At 59.9% G+C, this 20,696-nt stretch carries 11 protein-coding genes and 1 pseudogene; 2 read left to right on the top strand and 10 right to left on the bottom strand.

The genetic code is table 11. The features are described 5' to 3' along the window. Positions 1-14 precede the first annotated feature (14 nt). On the bottom strand, positions 15-1,286 hold the full coding sequence (locus tag CFE428DRAFT_RS08950) for a lactonase family protein (protein WP_006979187.1): 1,272 nt from the start codon (positions 1,284-1,286) through the stop codon (positions 15-17). A gap of 22 nt (positions 1,287-1,308) precedes the next feature. On the opposite strand from CFE428DRAFT_RS08950, the gene CFE428DRAFT_RS08945 reads away from it, so the two are divergent. Continuing rightward, on the top strand, positions 1,309-2,718 hold the full coding sequence (locus CFE428DRAFT_RS08945; protein ID WP_006979186.1) for an RNA polymerase sigma factor: 1,410 nt from the start codon (positions 1,309-1,311) through the stop codon (positions 2,716-2,718). A 339-nt stretch (positions 2,719-3,057) separates the two neighbouring features. Continuing rightward, the gene (locus CFE428DRAFT_RS08935) at positions 3,058-3,969 is read left to right on the top strand and encodes a UPF0236 family transposase-like protein (protein WP_006978742.1); all 912 of its coding nucleotides are present in this window, start codon (positions 3,058-3,060) and stop codon (positions 3,967-3,969) included. Positions 3,970-4,593: 624 nt separating this feature from the next. Here CFE428DRAFT_RS08935 and CFE428DRAFT_RS08930 read toward each other — a convergent pair. The 9 genes and pseudogenes from CFE428DRAFT_RS08930 to CFE428DRAFT_RS33305 all read right to left on the bottom strand — a co-directional run bounded on the left by CFE428DRAFT_RS08930 (position 4,594) and on the right by CFE428DRAFT_RS33305 (position 20,690). Further along, positions 4,594-6,027, bottom strand: a complete 1,434-nt coding sequence (locus tag CFE428DRAFT_RS08930) for a DUF1501 domain-containing protein (RefSeq protein ID WP_042724674.1) — start codon at positions 6,025-6,027, stop codon at positions 4,594-4,596. A 473-nt stretch (positions 6,028-6,500) separates the two neighbouring features. Next, entirely contained in the window at positions 6,501-7,637 is a 1,137-nt protein-coding gene (locus tag CFE428DRAFT_RS08925) for an SGNH/GDSL hydrolase family protein (protein WP_006979184.1), read from the bottom strand. A gap of 488 nt (positions 7,638-8,125) precedes the next feature. Next, entirely contained in the window at positions 8,126-8,719 is a 594-nt protein-coding gene (locus tag CFE428DRAFT_RS08920) for a hypothetical protein (RefSeq protein ID WP_006979183.1), read from the bottom strand. A 30-nt stretch (positions 8,720-8,749) separates the two neighbouring features. Next, the gene (locus tag CFE428DRAFT_RS37140) at positions 8,750-9,880 is read right to left on the bottom strand and encodes a hypothetical protein (protein WP_006979182.1); all 1,131 of its coding nucleotides are present in this window, start codon (positions 9,878-9,880) and stop codon (positions 8,750-8,752) included. Further along, the gene (locus tag CFE428DRAFT_RS08915) at positions 9,840-11,837 is read right to left on the bottom strand and encodes a hypothetical protein (RefSeq protein ID WP_006979181.1); all 1,998 of its coding nucleotides are present in this window, start codon (positions 11,835-11,837) and stop codon (positions 9,840-9,842) included. The genes CFE428DRAFT_RS37140 and CFE428DRAFT_RS08915 overlap by 41 nt, the downstream gene beginning before the upstream one ends. Before the next feature lie 34 nt (positions 11,838-11,871). After that, on the bottom strand, positions 11,872-13,203 hold the full coding sequence (locus tag CFE428DRAFT_RS08910; RefSeq protein ID WP_006979180.1) for a hypothetical protein: 1,332 nt from the start codon (positions 13,201-13,203) through the stop codon (positions 11,872-11,874). 347 nt (positions 13,204-13,550) lie between these two features. Further along, entirely contained in the window at positions 13,551-14,294 is a 744-nt protein-coding gene (locus CFE428DRAFT_RS41015) for a toll/interleukin-1 receptor domain-containing protein (protein ID WP_420196879.1), read from the bottom strand. Positions 14,295-14,357: 63 nt separating this feature from the next. Further along, a pseudogene (locus CFE428DRAFT_RS08900) lies at positions 14,358-17,417 on the bottom strand (DEAD/DEAH box helicase); the annotation flags it as partial. A 27-nt stretch (positions 17,418-17,444) separates the two neighbouring features. Further along, positions 17,445-20,690 carry a site-specific DNA-methyltransferase gene (locus tag CFE428DRAFT_RS33305; RefSeq protein WP_157447465.1) on the bottom strand — a complete coding sequence of 1,082 codons (3,246 nt, stop codon included), beginning with the start codon at positions 20,688-20,690 and terminating at the stop codon, positions 17,445-17,447. Positions 20,691-20,696 lie beyond the last annotated feature (6 nt).

Raw genomic sequence — 20,696 nt, 5'->3', positions numbered from 1 at the left:
TTTCAAGCGCGAGTTTATTTCGGCTTGGCTAGATCGGTGAAGACGATGCTCGAAGGATTGCCGACCGGCGTAATGTAGCCGGTAAAGCTCAGCTTGCCGGTTTTGTGATCGATGCGGAAGACGGCCACCGCGTCGCCGCGCTGGTTGCAGGAGTAGAGGAAATTCCCGGTCGGGTCGAAATTGAAACTGCGCGGATAGTCCCCGCGCGTCCATTCCTCGGCAACGAAGGTGAGCTGGCCGGTTTTCTGGTTGATGGCGAAACAAGCAGTGGTGTCGTGCAGTCGGTTCTGCACGTAGACGAAGCGCCCATCGGGCGACACCATCAGTTCGGAAGTGAAATTACTGCCGGCAAAACCCGCCGGCACGCTGGGGATGGTCTGCTTCGCAGTGAGCCGCCCCTTTTCCGGGTCGTATTCGAAAAAGACGACGGTCGAGCCCTCCTCCTGAACGCAATAGAACCAATTCTTCTTGGGATGGAATCCGAAGTGGCGCGGGCCATCGCCGGGCGGCAAGGAGATCGAGGCGGGATCGTTCGCGGTGAGCTTGCCCGCCTTATCGTCGAATTTCCAAATGAGGAGTTGGTCCAATCCCAAATCCGACGAGACGACGAACCGACCGGACGGATCGCCGATGATCATGTGCGCGTGGACTTGATCGTGACCGCTGACCGCAAAACTGCCGGGAGGCGCACTCGTGGCCTTCTTCGGCCCGGGCGTTCCCTCGTCCTGCTTGAAGTCGCTCGCCGGACCAAGCTTGCCGTCCGGCAAAATCGGTAGCACCGCGACGGAGCCGCCGAAGTAATTGGCGACCAGCAGGAACTTGCCGGAGGGATGAATGCTAATGTGCGCCGGACCCGCCCCGCCGGAACTGACGGTATTCAGCAAAGTCAGATTGCCCGTTGCCCGATCGATGGCAAAGGAACTGACCGAGCCCGCTTCGTTGTCCTGCAGCTTCTCCGTTTCGTTGCCGGCGTACAAACGAGTCCCATCGGCACTGATGGCGAGACAGTTCGGGCTCGTCTGCGATTCGAACACGCCGAGCGGCGCCATGGCGCCCGTCTCGCGATTCACGGTGAACCAATGGATGCCTTTGCCATTCCCTGCCGGCAGGTCGACCTGTCCGGGGCGAATGATCGGCAGCGGAGAGCTGTACGTGCCGACGTAAGCGATGAGCGGCGCCTTGGCGGCGGCAGCGTTCGCCGACACCTTCAGCACCGATGCCAGGCCACCCGTAAGCACGGCGGAAGCTTTCAGAAACAAACGACGGGAGATGGGGGATGGGGTCATGGATGGGAGGAAATGAGCCCGCATGCATATCAAATGCGCGACGCGGCGCACGAAAATCCTGCTTCACCTGAAAGTCAGTTCGCTCTTCCCGTGTTCCGTCAGTGTGCATCCACGGGCTTCCCTCGATCGGCACGACTCGTTAAAAAAATGTCCCCTTCCGGGGTTCGGCGACATTTACCTGCAAATGCAAGATCCAGATGACCACGCCCTGCTCGACGAATACGTCCAGCACCATTCCGAGGAAGCCTTTGCCCAACTCGTCGCGCGACATGTCAACAAGGTCTACTCCGTGGCGTTGCGCCACACGCGCAATCCGCATCACGCCGAGGAAATCACGCAGACGGTGTTCGTCCTCCTTGCGCAAAAATCCCCGACCATGGGGAAAAACGTCATCCTCTCCGGCTGGCTGTATCAAACGGCGCGACTGATGGCCACGACCTTGGTCCGCAGCGAAATCCGGCGCGCCCACCGGGAACAGGAAGCTCATATGCAAACACGATTGAATGAACCGGAACCCGACGCCTGGCCCAGGATCGAACCAATGTTGGATGAAGCGATGGCGGGACTGGGGACAACGGATCGCGACGCGATCGTGCTGCGCTTTTTCGATGGATGCAGTATGCAACAAGTGGGTGCTGCCTTGGGCGCGAGCGAAGATGCAGCCAAGAAACGCGTGACCCGCGCAGTAGAAAAACTACGCTCGTTTTTCACCCGGCGCGGCGTCGCTCTTTCCGCAACAGCGCTCATCGTGGCAATTTCCACGAACGCCGCGCAAGCCGCCCCGGCCACTCTCGCGCAAACCGTCACCGCCGCGGCCCTGGCCAAAGGGGCGCTCGCCGCGACATCCACCCTGGCCGTCGCAAAAGGAACGGTCAAAATGACCGGCTTGAAGATGGCGATCGCGGCGGCCCTCATCGTAAACGCCTTTCTCGCGCAACAACGCGTGGCCAGCCACTTCGATATTCACGGGGCGGGCCCGACGCCTGGATGTCACCCTCATCGCTACCTGCTGGTTTCACTCCCTCCATTGGCGTGGGGCCTGGCCTTTTGTTTTCTCATCGCCATCGGCTACGTCGTGCGCTTCCTGCCCGCCACCCGGGTGACGTTCAAGATCCCCAATCGCGACTATTGGCTGACCCCGGAACGTCGCGGCGAAGTGGACGCCATCTTGTTCCATTTTTGCTTGTGGGTCGCCTGCCTGGAAGCCGTGTTCATGCTCATCCTGCACCTGCTGGTGGTGTATGCCAATCAGCTGACTCCTCCGCATTTGGGTGTGATTGAAAGTGGTGCCAGCTGGTTGGGCATCCTGACAATGATGTGTACTTTTGCGTGCAGGTGCTTAAATGTGATCGTCCATGCAAACAACTCATGGCCAGTCGTCCGATCCCCAGCGGGAGAAACAATTGTTGGAGAAACTGCGCAGTCACCCTGAATTGCTGGAGCGATTTGAAGCGATTCTGGACCTGACGGAATCCCCGAGCGGCACGGCGGACCAGATTGAGGAGTGGTTGGTCGCCGAAGTGCGGCGCTTGGGGAACAAGGCGATGCAGGCTTGGGCGCAGAGCGCCGAAGAGCAAGCGGCGGAGGATCTTCGGCAAAAGACGCCAAGGGCGAGAGTGCGAAAAAAAAGACCCTGAGTTGGTGGTGCAGCTTTGGAGCGGTCTGCCTGCAGGAGCGGATTTGGCAGGCTCCAGGGCAGAGCTATCTGCGACCCTTTTTGGGCCGGACGGCCATCACGGCCCGTGGCAAGTCCCGACGTTTACAGCGGGTCTTGAGCGATTTTGGCGCGGAGCATTCCTTTCGGCAATGCGGCCAGCGCCTCAAGGAACATTACGGGTTCGAATTGAATGCGACGGCCGTGCGCGACGCGACCTTGCAACAGGCGGCGCGTGCGGTGACCCAGTTGGAAGCTCACTATCGCGAGAACTTCCGTGTGCTGCCCAAGACGGGGCCGGAGTATATCGTAGCGCAGGCTGATGGGACCATGATCTGCACGGTGCCTGAGGGACGCAAACGCACCCAAGCACGTCCGCGTGAATGGAAGGAAATGCGCCTGAGCGCAGCGCGAGCCCATGGTCGTGTCGACACGACGTATGCGGCGGGATTCCTGACGGTGGAGGAAACCGGACGGCGCTGGGGACATTGTGCGCGTGACGCCGGCTGGTCGCTGAATGCCCGGCTGCATGTGGTGGCCGATGGTGCGGACTGGATCCGTCGGCAATGCCAGGAGGCGTTTGGTGATCAAGCCGAGCTGCTCATCGACTTCTTTCACGTCAGTGAATATCTGGCCGCGGCCGCCGAATCCTGCCGCCCCCAGGCCCCGCGGAGGTGGCTGCATACCCAGCAGCAGCGGTTGCGCCGGGGTGCGGCGGACAAGGTGCTCGCGTCTTTGGCCGCCGACCTCGAGCCGGCCACCGTCCCAGACGAGGAAGCTCCGGTGCGGAGCGCTCATGGCTATCTCTCCAGGCGCCGGCCATACCTCGATTACCCGAAAGCGCTGGCTCGCGAACTACCGATCGGCTCAGGCTTGATCGAGTCCGGACACAAACACGTCCTGCAAGCTCGCCTCAAAAAGCCGGGCAGCGCTTGGTTGTCCCACAACGCGCATGCTCTCGCCCAACTGCGCATCATCCGCGCCAACCAACTATGGGAATCCTTCTGGCAGGACCGCAAAGCTGCCTGATCACCGGCACCACTTTCAATCACACCCTCCGCATTTTCCCACCGCCGTGGCCTTGGTATTGGGCGGTGCCTTGGCGGTGGCTGTCGGCATTCGGCTCGGGATGATGGTCCGCCATTTCAAGGTCGTTGGAGGGTAGTTATAGCATTTTAACTTAAACTGTAGCCGTGCATCGTCCCGAGAAACTGCGGCAGATTAAACGCAGAGGGCGCCGAGAACGCGGAGGGCCGCAGAGGAGGAAACAAAAGGATGAAGGATGAAGTGAAGGCGCTACGCGGTTTTTGGAGATCGACACTTGCTATCTGGTAACGCGCTTTTTCACCCTTCCGCCTTCATTTTTTCTCCCTCTGCGGCCCTCTGCATTCTCGGCGTTCTCTGCGCTTAAATCAGCCGCGGCTACAGTTTTGTTTAAAATGCTCCAGGCAGCGGAGGTCCGGAGCTGGTTTCGGCGCTCCGTCGAGACGAACTTTCCTGGATAGAGCAAAAGGGAAGCGCGGAAGTTTTAAAAGTTCGCGAAGGCGGGGACGCCTCCGCCAGCACCCGGGACGGGCGCGCTCCCCGAAACTCTACTGCCGGACCTCACCCGATCACCCGATCACCCGATCACCCGATCACCCGATCACCCGATCAGCCGAACAGCTCCAGCAGAGGCTTTCCTTCGTCGAGGAGATTGTAGGGGCGGCCGAGCATGTCCCTCGCCATCAGATCCGTCACCCCCATCGCGTGATACACGGTCTTCACCACATCCTCCGGGGCGATCGGATGTTCCTTGGGATATTCCGCGCGCGCGTCGGTGGCGCCGACTTCCCGGCCGCCTTGGATTCCCCCACCTGCCATGAGCACGCTCATGCAGGTCGTCCAATGATCGCGTCCGCCACCGACGTTGCCACCGGAACGGACATCACCGACGCGCGGTTTGCGGCCCATCTCGCTGGTCACCAGCACGAGCGTGTCGTCGAGCAATCCACGCTGGGCGAGGTCTTCGAGCAATGCGGAAAAAGCCTGGTCGAACTTCGGGAGCAGATATTTTTTCAAGCAATTGAAATTGTCCGCGTGCGTATCCCAGCCACCGGCGCTCTTGCACTGCTTCGCCGTGCTCTCGTCCTCTTTCCAAAACACGGTGATGAAGGGAACCCCGGCCTCGACCAGGCGACGCGCCATGAGCAGGCTGGTGCCGTTGATGTGATTTCCGTAGCGGGCGCGGATGGCTTCCGGTTCCGACGCGATATCGAAGGCGCTCTCCGCTCCGCTCGAGGCGAGCAGACTGAATGCGCGATCCTGTTGCCGCAGATAGCTCTGCACCTGCATCTCGGTGTCGAGTTCACGGCGCGCCGCGTTCATCGCTTGCAACAATTCCCGTCGCGAATCCATGCGTCCCGCACCGAGGCTGCGCTCGAGCGTCAACGTGGGCGCGGTGAATTTCAGCGGCTCAGCGAAGCTGCCGTAAAGATAAAAGGGATCCTGGTCGGTGCCCAGGCGCCCGGCAAATTGCCCGGGTCGCGTGTAGGGCAGCTTGCTCGGTTTGTGCGGCAGGGTGATGATTTGCGGCAGATTGCGATGGAGCGGACGGCGCGAGCCGACGACCGAACCCATGAAAGGCCAGTCATCCGGATACGGGCGGCGATCATTACCTTGTTGCTTGAAGGTCTGATCCGGGGCGTGGCCGGTGAGGTTGTAGTAATAGCCGGCGTGATGATCCCCCGTCGCCTTTCCGCCATCGGTCACACCATGGACCAGGGAGAAGCGATGGGCCTGTTGGGCGAGCAGCGGCAGGTGCTCGCAGAGATGAATGTCCGGCGAGGTCGTGCGGATTGATTGGAATTCGCCGCGATATTCCAGAGGCGCTTCCGGCTTCATGTCCCACATGTCGATGTGCGAGGCGCCGCCGCAGAGGAAGAAGAGGATCGTGGATTTGGCGGGTTTCCGAATCGCGGGTGCTTCGGGGGCCGGAGCGGTCATTCCCCGCCCTCTTGGCGCGAACCGCAGGCCGGCTAATCCCATGGTGGAAGCCGCGAGGAAAGTTCGGCGGTTCATCGGCGGGTGGAAGAGGGCCGGTTTCATGGTCGTAGATGGGGGGAACGCCAGGACGAAAGGCTACAGTAGGAGGACCGAAGTTAGGGAAAGTTCTTAGTTCGGAAAGTGGACAGTTCGTTTGGAGAGAGTTGATACTGGAGCGAAGCGACAGGTCCGCGGTGCCGTGGGGACAATTGATAGTTGATAGCCGGTTTGCGGGGAGCCGGACTGGCGGACTGAAATTGGGTCTGACGGCTCTTAAAAAGCGGCGCAGCAGCCTCAGCATTACCCACACTTCCTCTGCGCGCTTTCGAACTTGGGCGCCCCCTGGGAGGGGCGACTTTCCAGTCGCCCTGCGTCGCGGAGCGACGCCCACAAGATGGCGCTATGCGCGTTCGTTCGGTCGGCGACTGGAAAGTCGCCGCTCCCCAAGGGAAACGCTATCGCGCGCCCACAACCGATTATTCAAACAGTAGGGAACCAGTCGAAAAACGTATAAAGATCAGGACGGGGACCGCAGTTCAATGCGCGGAAGACGCCAGCCACATTTTGAGCCAGGCGTAGAAGCTCGTCCCGATCTGTGCGTAGCCGACGCCGTTGGGATGCACGCCGTTGTTCACCGGATACCCGTCCACCGCATCGAGGTTCAACTCGGTGGGGACGAGGTAGATTCCTTCCGCCTGCCGATTTTCCAAGCGCTCCAGCATGCGCTGCACAAGTCGATGCTGAATGCGTTTCCATCCCCAACGATGATATTTGCCGTGATAGTTCGCCTCGAAGCCCTCTTCGCGTGAATTCGGCGGCGTGGTCAGGCCGACGGCGAAGACCGTCCTGGGCGACGCGGCACGAAAGGCCGCGAGGAGCTGGTCCGCATTATCCAGCGTCGTTTTGATCGTCGTCTCCACCGCCTTCTCATCCTCGGGGTCGGTGTGAAAACAGTCGTTGATCCCGAGCAGAAACGTCACCACGTCGGGCGATTGACCGCCGCAAACTTCCTTGAAATAGCGCGGGATATCGAGTGCCGGTTTGCCATCCGCGCCGAGGTAAACAAAAGGACTGCCGCGCGTTTTCCAGCCCTTGCCATCGGGCGTGCGCTCGGGCTTCGGTTCGTACTTCCGCAGAAACGCCGCCCACGTCCAGCCGCCATAACCTTCATGCGCGACGCCCGGCGCGGCGGAGGCCGGCTTGTTGTCGCTGAGCATCGTCCACTTTGGATTTCCCTCGGTGCTGAGCAGGCGGGCGATTTCGTTCGGATAGGCCGTCGCGGCGGTCAGGCTGTCCCCCACGATGAGGAGCTTCAATTCACGCCCGGCCCCGGCATTTTTCGGTGAAACGTGCAGCGTCGTCTTCGCGTGCTCGAGAACCTTGCCGCTCGCATCCTTCACCACCACTTCCATCGCGTGATCGCCGACGTCCTTGTCCGCCGGGGTCACCGTCCAGCGTTTGGCCTCGGCCGTGCCGATGTCGCACTTCACTTCGAAATGATACGCCTCCGGGTGCTCGGTGAGCACGACATTGTCGTAATAAAGGCTGATGGGCACACCAGGCACACCGTACCAAGTCGGCGGCAGCGTGAGCTGAAGCGGGGTCGTTTCCGCCCTCAGCGAAACGGCGAACAAACCGAGAAAAAGGAGGCGAAGGAGAGAAGCAAAGTTCATGGGGATACTCCTTCAATGCTGCATCGCGAGGAGATGTTAGCTGCTTCGGGGGCGGAAAAGTTGATAGTTGATAGTCCACCGCTTGGCCGCGTTGGTGTCCGCTCCGCGGGGTGGTTGGAGAGAGTGGATGGCAGATCGCAAATCGCAGCGGAAGTCGGATCGCTCCGCGCGCCGCCACCGAAATGGAGTTTCGTCCGCATCGGCATTCCCCACACCCCACTTTGGGAACGAGAGACGAAAGCGAGAGAATGCTTGGGCTGCAGATGCCACCGCGCGTTCCACAGATGGACGCCTCCGGCGTGGCGGCTTTTCCTATGCCGCTCGGCGATCGGCATCCACCGACGTTTCCGGCCTCATTGAGGCCGGCCGCAGCGCTACTCGTCGGGCGGGAACTCCGCGTCGCTTTCGTTGGCTTTTTCCTTGGTAACGGCGGAGCTGGGAGTGAGGCGAGCGGCACGCCAGGCTCCGGGGGAATCCTGGGAGGCGGGTCAATCTTCCGCAGCTGCGTTGGGTTCCTCTTCCGCTTCCCCCTCGGATTCGTCCTCGGGTTTCTCCCTGGGCTTCTCCTCATATTCCTCCTCGGGATTCCCCGCGGCGGGCGCGGGCGAGCGGGGCAAGGGAGTGAGGGGCATGGGGTTGTACTCCGGCACGGCTTCGAGATTCTCGGCCTCGACTTCGTAGGGAACGCCAAGGAAGTTGTCGGCCGCATAGAAGGTGAGTTTGCCGCCAGTCAATTTGGGCGGCTGGATCTGGCTGAAATCAGGGATGCCGTAGTCGCGGAGGCGAACGACCCCTTCCTGCCATTCGGCGGAGGGATTTTCATGCTCAATCCGGGCGCGATAGGCGTTGGCGAATTCGGTGGGGTTTTCGATGACGCGATAATCCGTGCCGTGTTTGAAATGGTTGACGGCGCGGGCGAGGTCGACAGCGTGCGCGTCCGAGGCCAGGCCGGGAACGAGGCGGAGAAGCTCGGCCATGTTGGCGGCCTCGCTCGGGGCGGCCTCTTCGGCGGTATCGAGGAGGACCAGGTTCTCGTTGTTGTCACCGAGTCCGAGCGAGAGCGGAGGAATTTCGTCAGGCATAGTTTTGGTTCGTGGTGATCGGAAAATGTTTTAGGAGATCTGCTCCCACTCATCGTCCACCCATTGGCGTCCGGCTGGCCGGAGGGAGCCGGGAGGCAGCGTTTTTTTCCACATGATGGGTTCACCGGTGGTCGGGTCGGGAGCGATGACAAACAGAGTCTTATCCCCGGGGCCACCCCAGTTGGTGTCGGCGATGACAAATTCCGGCGCACCCATATCGCGGATCAAAGCCGATTTGGCGCGATTCTCCCTGGAGGTGACGTAGCCGCCTTCGAGCGTCGTCTTTTTCTTGTTGAGATCCTCCGCCGTAACGGCGCGCCCTTCGGATTCTTCCTTTACCTTCCAGGCATTCGCTTTCTTTCGGGCCAGCTTGTCATAATAGGTGGCCATCGCATCCTTGATGGCGCGGTTGACCGCCTCCGGTTTCATCTTGTCGGTAGGACGATGCGTTCTAGCGCCATTGACCAGATCCGCTTCGAACTCGGAATCACAGTTCTCGATGGCGTTGTCCAATTCCTGATCGAAGAGCCAGGCGGCGCGCTCGGTGCTGAGTTCGGTGTTTTTCAGGGTCTCGCCTTTTTTGACCAGATACTTGTCCACGTTCTCCGCGGTTTCGGTGGGGTTTTTCCCCTTGAGACGGTCGAGCGAAGGATGATTCGGGAGGGCGTTGAAGCCATGCCGGCCAACCGTGGCCACTGTGACCATGGGCTCGTCCCGGTCGCCCAAATGATTGAGGAAGGAGTTTAGAACCTGAGCGGTGCGCTTGCCCTCGGTGGGTTGGGGATCCTTCGGCGCTTTCCCGAGAAGCCGCTGCTGCTTCATATCTTCTCCCAGGAGGGTCTTGGTGGCCTCGTCGGTAAAGCCGCCGCTTTCGAGCTCCCAAGGCTTGTATCCATCCGGACAGACCGCGTCGATGAAGGCGTCGGACTTGACGATATCCTTGATCGCTTTCCCCTTGTCGGAAGCCGGGTCGAAGCCAAACGAAAGACACGCCACTTCGGCCATTTGCTTGATGAACTCTTCCTTGGTGCGAATCTCCTTCCCGCTGGAAACGCGGATGGTAATGAAGCGGCCGGTGGAAGACGAACCATCATTGGAGTCGGTGACCTTCGACTCAGGATCATAAACGAAAGTGAAGCCGGCTTTGACGTCGTTCAGCAACTTCGCCTTTTTGTTTTTCCATTTCCACGGGAGACCGCCGACGGTCTTGCGGAACTGATCCGCGCCGCCCGAGATTTTTTTGACCAACTGCTTTTTCTCGAAGCTGTCGCCCAGCCCGCGCATGGGAAGTAGCCAGGGTGTACTCGAAGCTGCGCTGCAACGGGTCCTCGTCTTCGGGAGTATTGGTAACGATCGGAACCCTTTCGCCGAAGGGGGGCTTATAGGTGCCCTTCGACGCAATTTCCGAATAGACCTTCATGGCATCCAGCGGCTCGGTCTCCCGCAACCGCCGACAAGGCGCGGTGGCAAAACAAGAGCCCACTTGGCCCTGATTCAGCGGCTTGAGCATGGCGGACAGAACCGCCGTCCGAGTGGCGTTGTCATCGACTTCATCCGTGTCGCCCTTGCCCAAGGCTCGGCGAATTTGCTTTTGGGCGGCCGAGTTGGTCGGCTTCCTGGTGGCCTTGAGCACCTTGGTGGCTTCGGGACCGGTGACGGGATCCTCGAGGAATTTTACGGTCTGGAGGACGTGCGCCGTCATCGACGGCGTGGGACTCTTGAGAACCTGCGGATTGAAGAGCAGATCGCCGATGGCATTCTTCGCCTTGTCGGAGTTCAGATCGATCGATCCGTCCGGCTTAATCATGCTCTCCGCGACAATATTCCCCCGGTGTTTCGCCAACACATGAGGCTTCCCTTTCGAAGGCCCCAGCGGATCGCGCTCGAATTGCCGTCCGGACGCGACGTAGTCGGGCAGCCGGTCGAAAAATTCCGGGCCCGCGTCGCCCCCCATGCGCAGCAGATTCTCGCCGTATTCCCGCGCGAATTTGTCATTAATGAACTTTTTCCCGTTGCTCGCCTTGAAATTGTCGCCGACCAGATCCGCGATCTTGCCAATGTTTGCGGCAATGACTTCTGGATGCTGGGCGGTGGAAAGGGATTTTAACGCGGAGTTCGCCAGGCGTGGGTTTTTGACAAAAGCCTTCACCATTTCCGAGGAACCGGATTTGAGCCGCTGGCCGGATTCGAGCGAAAGCGGACCGTGTTCGAGCGCTTCGGTGAGATATTTTTGTCCGAGAAGCGCGTTCTCGCGTTCGACGGCCTTCTTTTTCGTTTCTTTGGCGACGCGGAGTTCTTCATCCTTCTTTTTCAGCGCCGCTCTCCGGATTTTCTTCGCCTCTTCCGTTTCGCCGGACGGACCTTTTGCCAGTGCTTTCCGCTCCTTGGACAAGTCGTCGACGGCCTTTTCGGCGGCCTTCGCCTCATCGCCCGCGATGGAGATAGCCTCGGGCGTCGGTTCCTCATTCCCCAGCACTTTGGCAAATTCCTTAAAGGCGGTGCGCGCCTCACGGGCCTGCGTCGGATCTTGACCAGCGATTACGCCGGTGATCGCCGCCTGCTTGACCATGCGCTTGACCGCAGCGATGGCGGTTTCCGCGGTTTTGATTTGGGCGGGCGTGGGCGTTTCGTCCTTGAGCGCGTCGCTGACCTTTTTCAACTCCGCCTTGATGGCATTCTTCTCGTCGTCTTCGGCCGTGGCCGGCTCAACAAAGTCCTTCACGAACTTTTTGAGCGAAGTTTTTTGGGCAATGACGCGCTGTTTTTCCTCTTCGACCTTTTGGGCAAAGGCCGCAATGGCACGCTCGGCGGTTCCAAATTGCTCCGGCGTGGGGTATTCGTCCGCCAGCGCGCCGGTGGCGGCTTCGCGGTCGAGCTTGAGCGCGGCGAGGGCCGGCGTGGCGGCGAAGGGCGGGTCGGTGAGCTTCGACGCGGCCACGAGCAGGGTCCGGCGTTTTTCGATGATCTTGGTCTGCTCGGGAGTGACCGTTTTGGATGACGGCTGAGGCTGTGGAGGCGGCGTGGTCCCTCCCTTGCGTTTCTTCTCGAGAAACTCCGGTGGAACGACGACGCCCAGGTGAAGACCGAGGAATTCCAGTTGTTCTAGCGTGTACGGCATGGGATTTTCCAGTGAGAGATGGGGCGATGCCGGCTCAGGCGGTGAAAGTTTCTTTCAGTTTGCCCAGCATGAGATGAAGCGGGCCGTGGATGTAGAATTTGCCGAAGGGATTGGCGTCGGCGACGGAAGCGAGCTGATGCTTTTCCAGGTTCGAAGTGATGGTGGCGACGGAGCCGGCCAGTTTTTTATGATGCTCGGGATGGTTCGCCGGCTCGGTTTCCTTGATCGCCTCCTCGATCAGCGGGATGAAGAGACTGTCATCGACGATGCCGAGGATTCCATCCCACACATCGATCCTGGCTTTGACCAGCGTCTCGATCTCAGGGTCGCAATGCTGGAGAATCGTCTCCTTGAGGGTCGTGATACTTTTCTCGGCCGCGGCCTTGGCGCCATGCCAGTCTTTCCGGGCCTTGACGTAGGCCGTAAGCGTCGGGTTGGGAGGGGGCTCGTGTTCGTCGTCATCGTGATCACCGGTCTTGCCCGGATCCTGGCTGGGGCGCGGCGGCGCTTTATCCGTCGATGGCTTGACGCCTCCGGTCGGAGTGGTCGGCTTCGGCGGTTGGTGACCTTCCGTCTGGCCTTCCGTCTCGCCCTCGCCAGTCTCCTCTTCCACGGCTCCACCCGGTGAGCCGACGCGGATTTTGTAGCCGATACCGGTATGCTTTTGGAGAAAGAGCTTCAGCCCACGAGCGGCGCCGCTGAGCGGGCTCTGGAGGATGAAAGTGTAGAAGTCGTCCTTGCTCCACTCGCAGGTCGCCTTGGCAAATTTGTGGCCGGTGCCCTTCAGCAATTCCTTCAAGACATTGGCCTGCGCGGAGCCGACATTGCGGGAGAGCAGCACGCCGAAGTCCCTACCGACCTGGCAGATCATCGCGCCCATCGCCGGATCCCCCGGCTTGCGCGCCTTGACCCGGGTCATGCCGGTGGTCAGGGCCGACTTGATGTCGACCTTCGGATCCATCGCGTCGCCGGCTTCCTGCTTTTTCTTCGCCTCTTCCTCGCTCTCCTTCTCTTTCCCCTCCTCTTCTTTGCCGTGGCCGGTGTTACCCACCGGACCTTTCACCGGTGGTGGTACTGGTGCTTTCGGAGCGGGAGCGTTCTTGTGCAGTTCCGCCGCCTTGTGGCTCTTGTCCACTTCCTTGAGCATCTCGACCAGGTAAGTCTCGATCTCTTTGTCCGCCTTGTGCTCTTTCTTGAGCGCATCCGCTTCCTTGTGGATGACGTCGAGAATCTTGATCTGCGCGACGGCGTCGGTCTCCGCGCACTTGGCCAGGTCACCCAGCGCCTTGGTCAATTTGGTGTCCTTGATCTTGTGTTTGACGATCAAGGTCTTCCACGCCAACTCGGTGAGATGCTTTTCGCTCATACGTTTTGGGCCTCGGTTGCGAGGGGAAACTGGGATACCGAGAGGAACCGTGAACGAGCAAGGGAAAATCCTGTGCCAGCGCGCGAATGTTTCGTTACGCAGTCCTTTTTCCGACTATCGGCGACGAAGAGGACGGGGAAAGTGGATACGGAAGCGAAGCGACAGGGGCCGATGTCGTGGGGACAACGGAGAGGAGGCCGACACACTCGACTTTCGCCGAGCGACGACACAAATTGCCCGCGTCGTTTCTGCTGAGAATTGGGGAGAAGCCGGCCGGCTTCGGAATCGCGAGTTGAAGAGCGAAGCGAATCTAACGGGAATTCGCAGCTCTGTGCATTGACGATAGCCTAGCTCTGGTCGACGTGCGGCCAGTCTTCACAGAGGATCTCGAGCAGGTCCTTTGTCAGCTGACGCTGTTTGCATCGGTCGAGAAGTTCGATCAAACATAAGTCAATGGGCTTCCCCGGCAGTTGATCGTCCATTTGCTCTTCGAAGAGATCGTACCATGCGACGATGACATCCTTACGCCTCAGTCTTTGCTGCATACGCTTGCGCAATTCGCGATGCGTCAGGCGCGAGAGCCGTGTGGGACAGTCATCTCCTCCTCCCGGTAACTGCATACCAACCGTTCCAGGAGGAACGTCGCCCGAACTCAGATTACAGACAACGCTGCTCGCCTCTCGCTTGAAAAAGCGCATGAGGAAGTCACGCCCTGCTTCGTAAGATTTCCGAAAATCCGCGAAGATGCGATCTTTGAGCAAGATCGGCAGCGGGGCATCGTCCATCACCGCCGTCAGCACGGCGATACCGCTATGATTGACCTGCATGTTGATCGCGGCTTCCACTTCCCTCTTTACCCACTCTGACCCGGCGCTGTGCGTCGAATGTACGAGTAAAAGATAATCGGACTTTTCTAAGCCCACTTCGATGCTGCGAGAAATGGATTCACCCAGGCCGATTTCCTGTTCGTCGAGCCACACCGGAATCTCGGCTTTTTCAAAGTCATGCTGCAACCGACGCACAAATGGTTTGTCGTGGCTGCTGTGACTGAGAAAGACCGTGGGAGAAGAAGAGCGCTGTGTGGAGGGCATGGGAGAAGGCGTTGGCTCGTCAATGACTTGAATCTCTGGTTTCTGCCCACCACGCGTGGCGAACGCTTCACTCTCCGCCGTAAGGTGTTTCAGCTCCAGCTTGAGTGTTTCCGGATCTTTGCTGACATGAAATTGCCAGCGACCTGCCTTACCCCAATTGGTCACCGCAGTACACCAACGGCGGGCGGCTTCGAATTTCGCTTTCTCCTTCTCGCCGAGCAAACCTTTCACTTCCAACACCAGGTTGGCGCCGTTTTTTAAGCGAACTATGAAGTCTGGAAAAAAGGCATGCGACACTCCCATGAATTCATAGGGAATGGAGAAATCGAGGTGATCGTTACGAACGTAGAAGTCGACCACCTCGCTGCTCTCCAGGCGAAAGGCCACCGAGCGCTCCCATTGCTCGGTGTCGAGAACGACTTGGTCCACGTGACTCTTGATCGTAGGATGAACCTGACGCTGCGTCGCAAACTCGACATCCTCAGAACTGCCCCATGGCTCGAATCGATCGATCACCGGAAGGATCGGCGGCTCTCCGCGCTCGTCGTCGGGGCGGATCGCGGTGGTGAGTCTTTCCACCAAGGGACGGACGTACTTTTCCAGCGCCAACTCGCGTTTATCCGCGCCGTTCCATTGAATGCGGGTATCCGCATACTCGCGCACGATTTTGAGCACCTGGGGAAACAGTTGCTGCCGGGAGAACATCCGGAAACCCGAGGCCGCCGTGTCGGTCAGTCGATGAACAATCAGTCGGGCGATCTCGAAGAGGATCGTCTGGAAATGGTGATTGGCGTAAAACTCCTCGCGGTCGAGCTTCGTGGTTTCGAAGCTGAACGAACCGAGATCGCCGGTGCGGATGCCGACTTGCGGGGAGACGAAAACCTCCGTGGGGTTTTCCAGGGTCTGAATGGTGAGCGGCTCGACCTTGCTCACGTCGCAGCGAATGGCCGGTCGACCGAGATCCACCACATAGCCCGTGACGTGTGGGAAACGGATTTCATAAGCCGCGCGCTCATCCAGCGCTTGCACGAAATTCTTGGGCTTGTCGTCCGGCTCCGGCGTGTCTTTTTGCCGCCCCTTGAAGGGGATAACGGAGAAGGGAATGCCGAAGACATCGACATACTCCGGGCTGAGCATCTCGGTCTCGGGATCGGGAGTATAGTCAATGCGGCGCAGACCACGGCCGACGACTTGTTCGCAGAGCAGCTGGCTGCCGAAGGCGCGGAGGCCGAGGATCTGCGTGACGTTGCTCGCATCCCATCCTTCGGTCAGCATCTGCACGGAGACGACGCAGCGAATATCTTCGCCCGGCGTCCCCTTACGACCGACATTGGCCACGAGTTCGCGCAGCCGCTCCGCGTCCTTGCTTTTCGTCGAGCCGACGCCCGCTTCGGCTTCGTCGAGGAGCTTGGAATCAATGCGGATGGTGACCTGCTTATGCTCCGTATTGGCCAGTAGAGGAAATGGTACGCCACCCGGATTGTAGCGTTTCACCTTCTGCGGCTTGCCGTCTTCCCCTTCGATCTCTTCTTCCGTCTCGCCAGAGATCATCTCATGGAAAACCTGGGCGATCTGCACATTGTCGCAGACCACGATGATGACGGGTGGGATGAATTGCTGCCCGGGCTTGGCGTCCTGGTGATATTTGAATCGTTGCTCCCATTCAGAGGCCAGGGTGAGAAACGCCGCCTGCGCCTCGCGCCACACGACCTCGGGCTTCGGCTTGCCGCGATACTTATCCGCCGGTTGGCAGTTCGCTTTGATATCGTCCCACAGCCGGAAAAATTTGGGATCGGGCCGGCCCGATTCATCCGACACCGGGAGTCGCGGGATTTTGGTAATGCCCGACTCGATGGCGTCGACCAAGCCGAAATCGGTGATCAACCACGGGAACGGCGAACCTGGAATGTGCCCCGACCCATTGAGGTAAAAGGGCGTCGCCGAGAGATCGACGCAGGCAGTGATGCCGACCGCCTCATTCAGCTTGTCCAGGCCCTCCACCCACACGGTGGCTTCCGTAGCTTCTCCGGTGGTTACTTTGTCGACGATCTCCTCGTCTTCATCCGTCTTGGCGCCGTTGCTTTTTGCTTTCCCTGGTGGTGGCGGACGCCAGGCGTGATGCGCCTCATCGTTCAACACCAGGATCGATCCACGGCCGTAGAGGTCGTGCAGCACGCGGCGGGCAAAGGCATCGGAACTCTCTTCACCTTTATTGACCACGGCATAGGTCGCGCCGCCTTCGGCGTGGGGTGATTCCGCGGCGAAGGCGTGCCAGTTGGTCACGTGCACTTTCCCTTGCTGGAGCAGCCCGCGCATCCGCGAGGGCACGATGTCAAACTGCTCGAAATAGTTTCCTCCCGGGTTATCCGGCCGGAGCACTTGCAGCCGCTCCAGCACGGTAAGATTCGGGCAGCAGACCAGGACGGTATTCGGAAAGCGCGTATCGCCCGGCACGCGGCCGCGATTGCAAAATGCCCAGGCGATGATCATCGCCATCACCACCGTTTTGCCCGACCCCGTGGCCATCTTGCAGCCCAGCCGGGTCAGCGATTTGCTCGTGCTCCCGTTGGGTCCATCGATGAGCCGGGGGAAAAAATCCTCGCTCATCATGTGCGCAAGGTCCGGCTTTTCGCCGTGCAACATCTTTTGGAAATCCTCGTGCGTCACTTCCGGAGTCCAGCGCGTCCGGCGATTGGGCGCCAAAATCTCCGTGAGATAGATGACCGTTTCGACCGCCTCGATCTGGCAGAAGAAAAGGCGGCGGCTGCGCTCCTTCGATTGCCAGTGGCGCAACAGTTCCTTGGTCGTTGCCGTGGCGTTTTCGTAATTGGCGGCCCGCCAGCGAGCCACGTCGGCACGCAGCGCATTGACCAAGGGTAGCGGCTCGCTGCCGTAATCAGCACCGATGCCTTCCAGCTCCGTCTGCCCGGAGACGGTGCGCTGCGTTGTCCACCAATAGCGGGCGGGGCGCCGCCCGCCGATGCGGTTGGCTTTGCCCGCTTTGTCGTAGACCCAGTGTTCCTTGGGCTCGTAGTACGGGCTATTGAGAATCGGCTGTTCGACCGGGGCCTGGATCGGCGCTTCGGACGGGACAGGAGCAGCGGGCTTGGCTTTGCGCGGCATAGAGGTACGGGGACTTCGCGGGGCCGTTTAGTGGGAGCTTTCCAGGCGATGCACGCTCATGACCTCGTTGCCGCGTGGATCGATCACTTTCACCGCCACACGTTGCCGCCCGCCAGCTTTGAAGGGCAGGCTCTGTGTACCGCTCAAGGTCTGCCACACGCTTTCCTCCACACTCGTGCCCAAGGCGCGCGCCAGCTTCTCCCAGGCGCTCTTGTCGGGGAAGAAAGCCTGGCAGATGTGAAAGGTGCGCCCGTCGTAATCCGTATCCAGGAACCACGCGGCCACCTTGTCGGCTTTCGTACCTTCCAGGCTATTCTTCACCGGGTCGTAGATATCCACGCCTTCCATATGCATAGTCCACTCGCCCTGCTTCTCGGTGAGATGCGTGCGCGGCTGACCGAAGACGGTGAAGATCTGCTGGCTCGCTTGCGCGGTCGCCGCTTTCTTGCCCGCACGGTTGCCTTTGAGGAGGTCGCCCATGAGCACGTCGGGCCGGATGTGGGCCATGTGAAAATGGGTACCGCCGCTGCCGCTCTCGGCGATGGCCTCCGCTTCTTGGATGCGATCCTGCGCAGCAGCGTCGAAGGCAAAGCCGGCGAAAATCACCTCGTCGTAACCGCGTTGGTAAGCACTGATCTTGGCCCGCTCCACTTGATAGCCGGTGACGGCGCCATGCTCGGGACCGATGACCACGGCCACCCGCCGCTCCGGCTGATCTTTCGGGCTGCCTTCGGCGTGAATGAACTCCGCATCCACGGGATCGAGTCGCTCGAAGATGAGGTGTTTGTTGTTCGGAAAACGCACCCCGTCGTGGCGCAGAAGAGCGATCATGCGATCGATGTGATTGGCCGCATTGGTCACGTCACGCCGCGTTCCTTCCTCCGCCGGGTCTTCGAAGACGGAGCCCAGTTCCTCCGGCGCCCCGCCAATCGGCGAAGGGTCGTGTTCAGGACCGACCATGGACTCTTCCAGCGGGCGAATGCTCTCCACGGTGAAGGGCCCGCTCACCCGCACGACTCCGCGCAATGGCTCAGGCTGGTCGACTAGCTCCTCTTGTTCCGCATTGGCAGAGATGCAGTCATTCACCTCCTTCATCTTAGCGCGCCAGGCCTCGCGATAGGCGGTCAGCGCGTCTTGCAGCGTCGTGGGCCAATCCGCGTCGATATCGAAAGGCACTTCCCATTCGCGCCACTCCGCTTTCGGAGGAATTGCGTCACGCAAATCGCGGGCTTGCGTAGCCGTGGGGCCTCCGCGCTGCTGTTGGATGAGTTGCTTATCAGTGCCCGGCAGCAACCAGCGCCGCTGGTCGGCATCGGTTACATTGCGCGCGCCTTTAGTGCGGAGCTTTTCGATGAGCTTGGCGACGAGTTTCTCTCGAAGTGCATCGCTCACGCCGTTAAGCACAGCATTCAATGCGACTAGGCGCTGGGCGATAATGGGCTCATGTTTGGCGAAGATTGGGTCAAGGCTGGTGTTTTGGGCAATGCTTTTGAGGGTAACATGCGGGACGCTTCTATAGCGAAAACCGTGCTTAGGATTCAGCGGGTGGTTCGGGTCCACGCCAGCCTGCGGATCGCGGGTTTTGTAAGTATCAAAACTGGCTGTGAGCAGCCGCTGGCGAGCGATAGCTAGCGCGACGCGGGAACTGTCGATGGTAATCCAACGCCGCCCCCATTGCTCGGCCACCAAGGCTGTAGTTCCGCTTCCACACGTCGGGTCGACAACGAGGTCGCCAGGGTCCGTGCACATTAGCATGCACCTTTGCAGAATTGTGGAAGAGGTCTGAACTACGTATAGGAGCTCCGTCCCGATTTGCAGCGACTCCCAATGGTCGGTGATCGGAATCACGGGAAAATCAGCCACATAACGGCGATAGCGAATCTTTTCTCCTCCAATAGCAATCCGTTCGGACAGCGCCAATCGCTTTAAACCCTCTGCATTTGTTTTCCAGCGCTGTTTAAAAACGCGATCAAACCATTCAAATTCCGTGGTAGGATTTGCGGACTCTAACGACGTCAGTTGCAGCCGTCGTCCATCCCGAATTTCTTCTGCTCTTGACTCCTCCGACGAAATCCGGCGGAGAACGCCAGAATGCTCCTCTACCATGTCATAACGGTCTAGCGAAGTGTCACCTGCTGTACGAGCAAGGTAGAGCTGGCGGTATTTAGCTCTCGTTCGCTCCTTCGCATACCACAGGAGATAGTCGACTGTGGTAATCAAAAAGTCCGCCGAAAGCCCGCCGGTTTTCTGGACACCAATTTGGCCGATAAAGTTCTCCGGCCCAAAAACCTCGTCCATTACCGCGCGGACTCGATGCAAATTCTCATCCGAGATCTGCACGAAGATTGAGCCCGTGTCGGTCAAGAGTTCGCGAGCGAGCAAGAGCCGCTGTTTAAGGTAGGTAAGGTACGAGTGCACCCCGAGCGTCCAGGTATCTCGGTAAGCCCGGATCATCTCCGGCTCGCGAGAAAGGTCTTCGTCCTTTTCCTTCACATCGCGCTTGCCTACCTCGTTCTGCCAGTTGCTGGAGAATTTGATGCCGTAGGGTGGGTCGAGATAGATCATCTGCACCTGACCGGCGAGCGCTTCCCGCCGCGACAGGGAAGTCATCACTTGCAGGCTATCGCCGAGAATGAGCCGGTTCGACCAATCCACATTGTGCCGATAAAATTGACTGGCCTGGGCGGCATCGAGCTTCGGGTCGGCAAAGAGATCGCGCTGCACGTCCTCCCGCCGTGCCCCGGCCAGGATGGCCTGGGCGCTGACCCGCTCGTGAATGTGCAAGGCAACGGGATCGACGTCGAAGGTCGGCTGTTCGCGTTTGCCCGCCCACTCCAACCAGGGCTGGCCCGAACGCAGCGCGGCGCCGAGGATGGCGGCCTCTTCCGCGGTCAGTGGCTCACTCTGGACCTTGGTTAGTAGAGCCTGTGCTTCGTCGGTGAACTCGTCGGTCGCGCCGCTTTCGTCGAAACGCAGAACCGGCGTGAGATGAGCGTCGTAGGCAAAGCGCTGCTTTTCGCCGACAATGCCTTTGTCGGACACCGCGAGACCGGCGGGCGGTAGATTCTTCCGCGTGGAATCGGTGTACTGGTGAATGGTCACCGGGGTGCCTTCAGTCTTGGGTGTCTTGGCTTCGCGCACACTCCCGCCACGGCCGGACTTTTTCACCGGCGGCAGACCAGTGACATCTTGCTCGGCAAACATTTGCCCTTCGACCGCTCCGATGGGAAGGGAGCCGGAAGGATCGGGAGAAGAAAACGAGGGACGAGCCATGAGACG

The sequence above is a fragment of the Chthoniobacter flavus Ellin428 genome (assembly GCF_000173075.1).
GTDB lineage: Bacteria > Verrucomicrobiota > Verrucomicrobiia > Chthoniobacterales > Chthoniobacteraceae > Chthoniobacter > Chthoniobacter flavus.
This window is presented reverse-complemented; position numbering and strand designations above follow the sequence as displayed.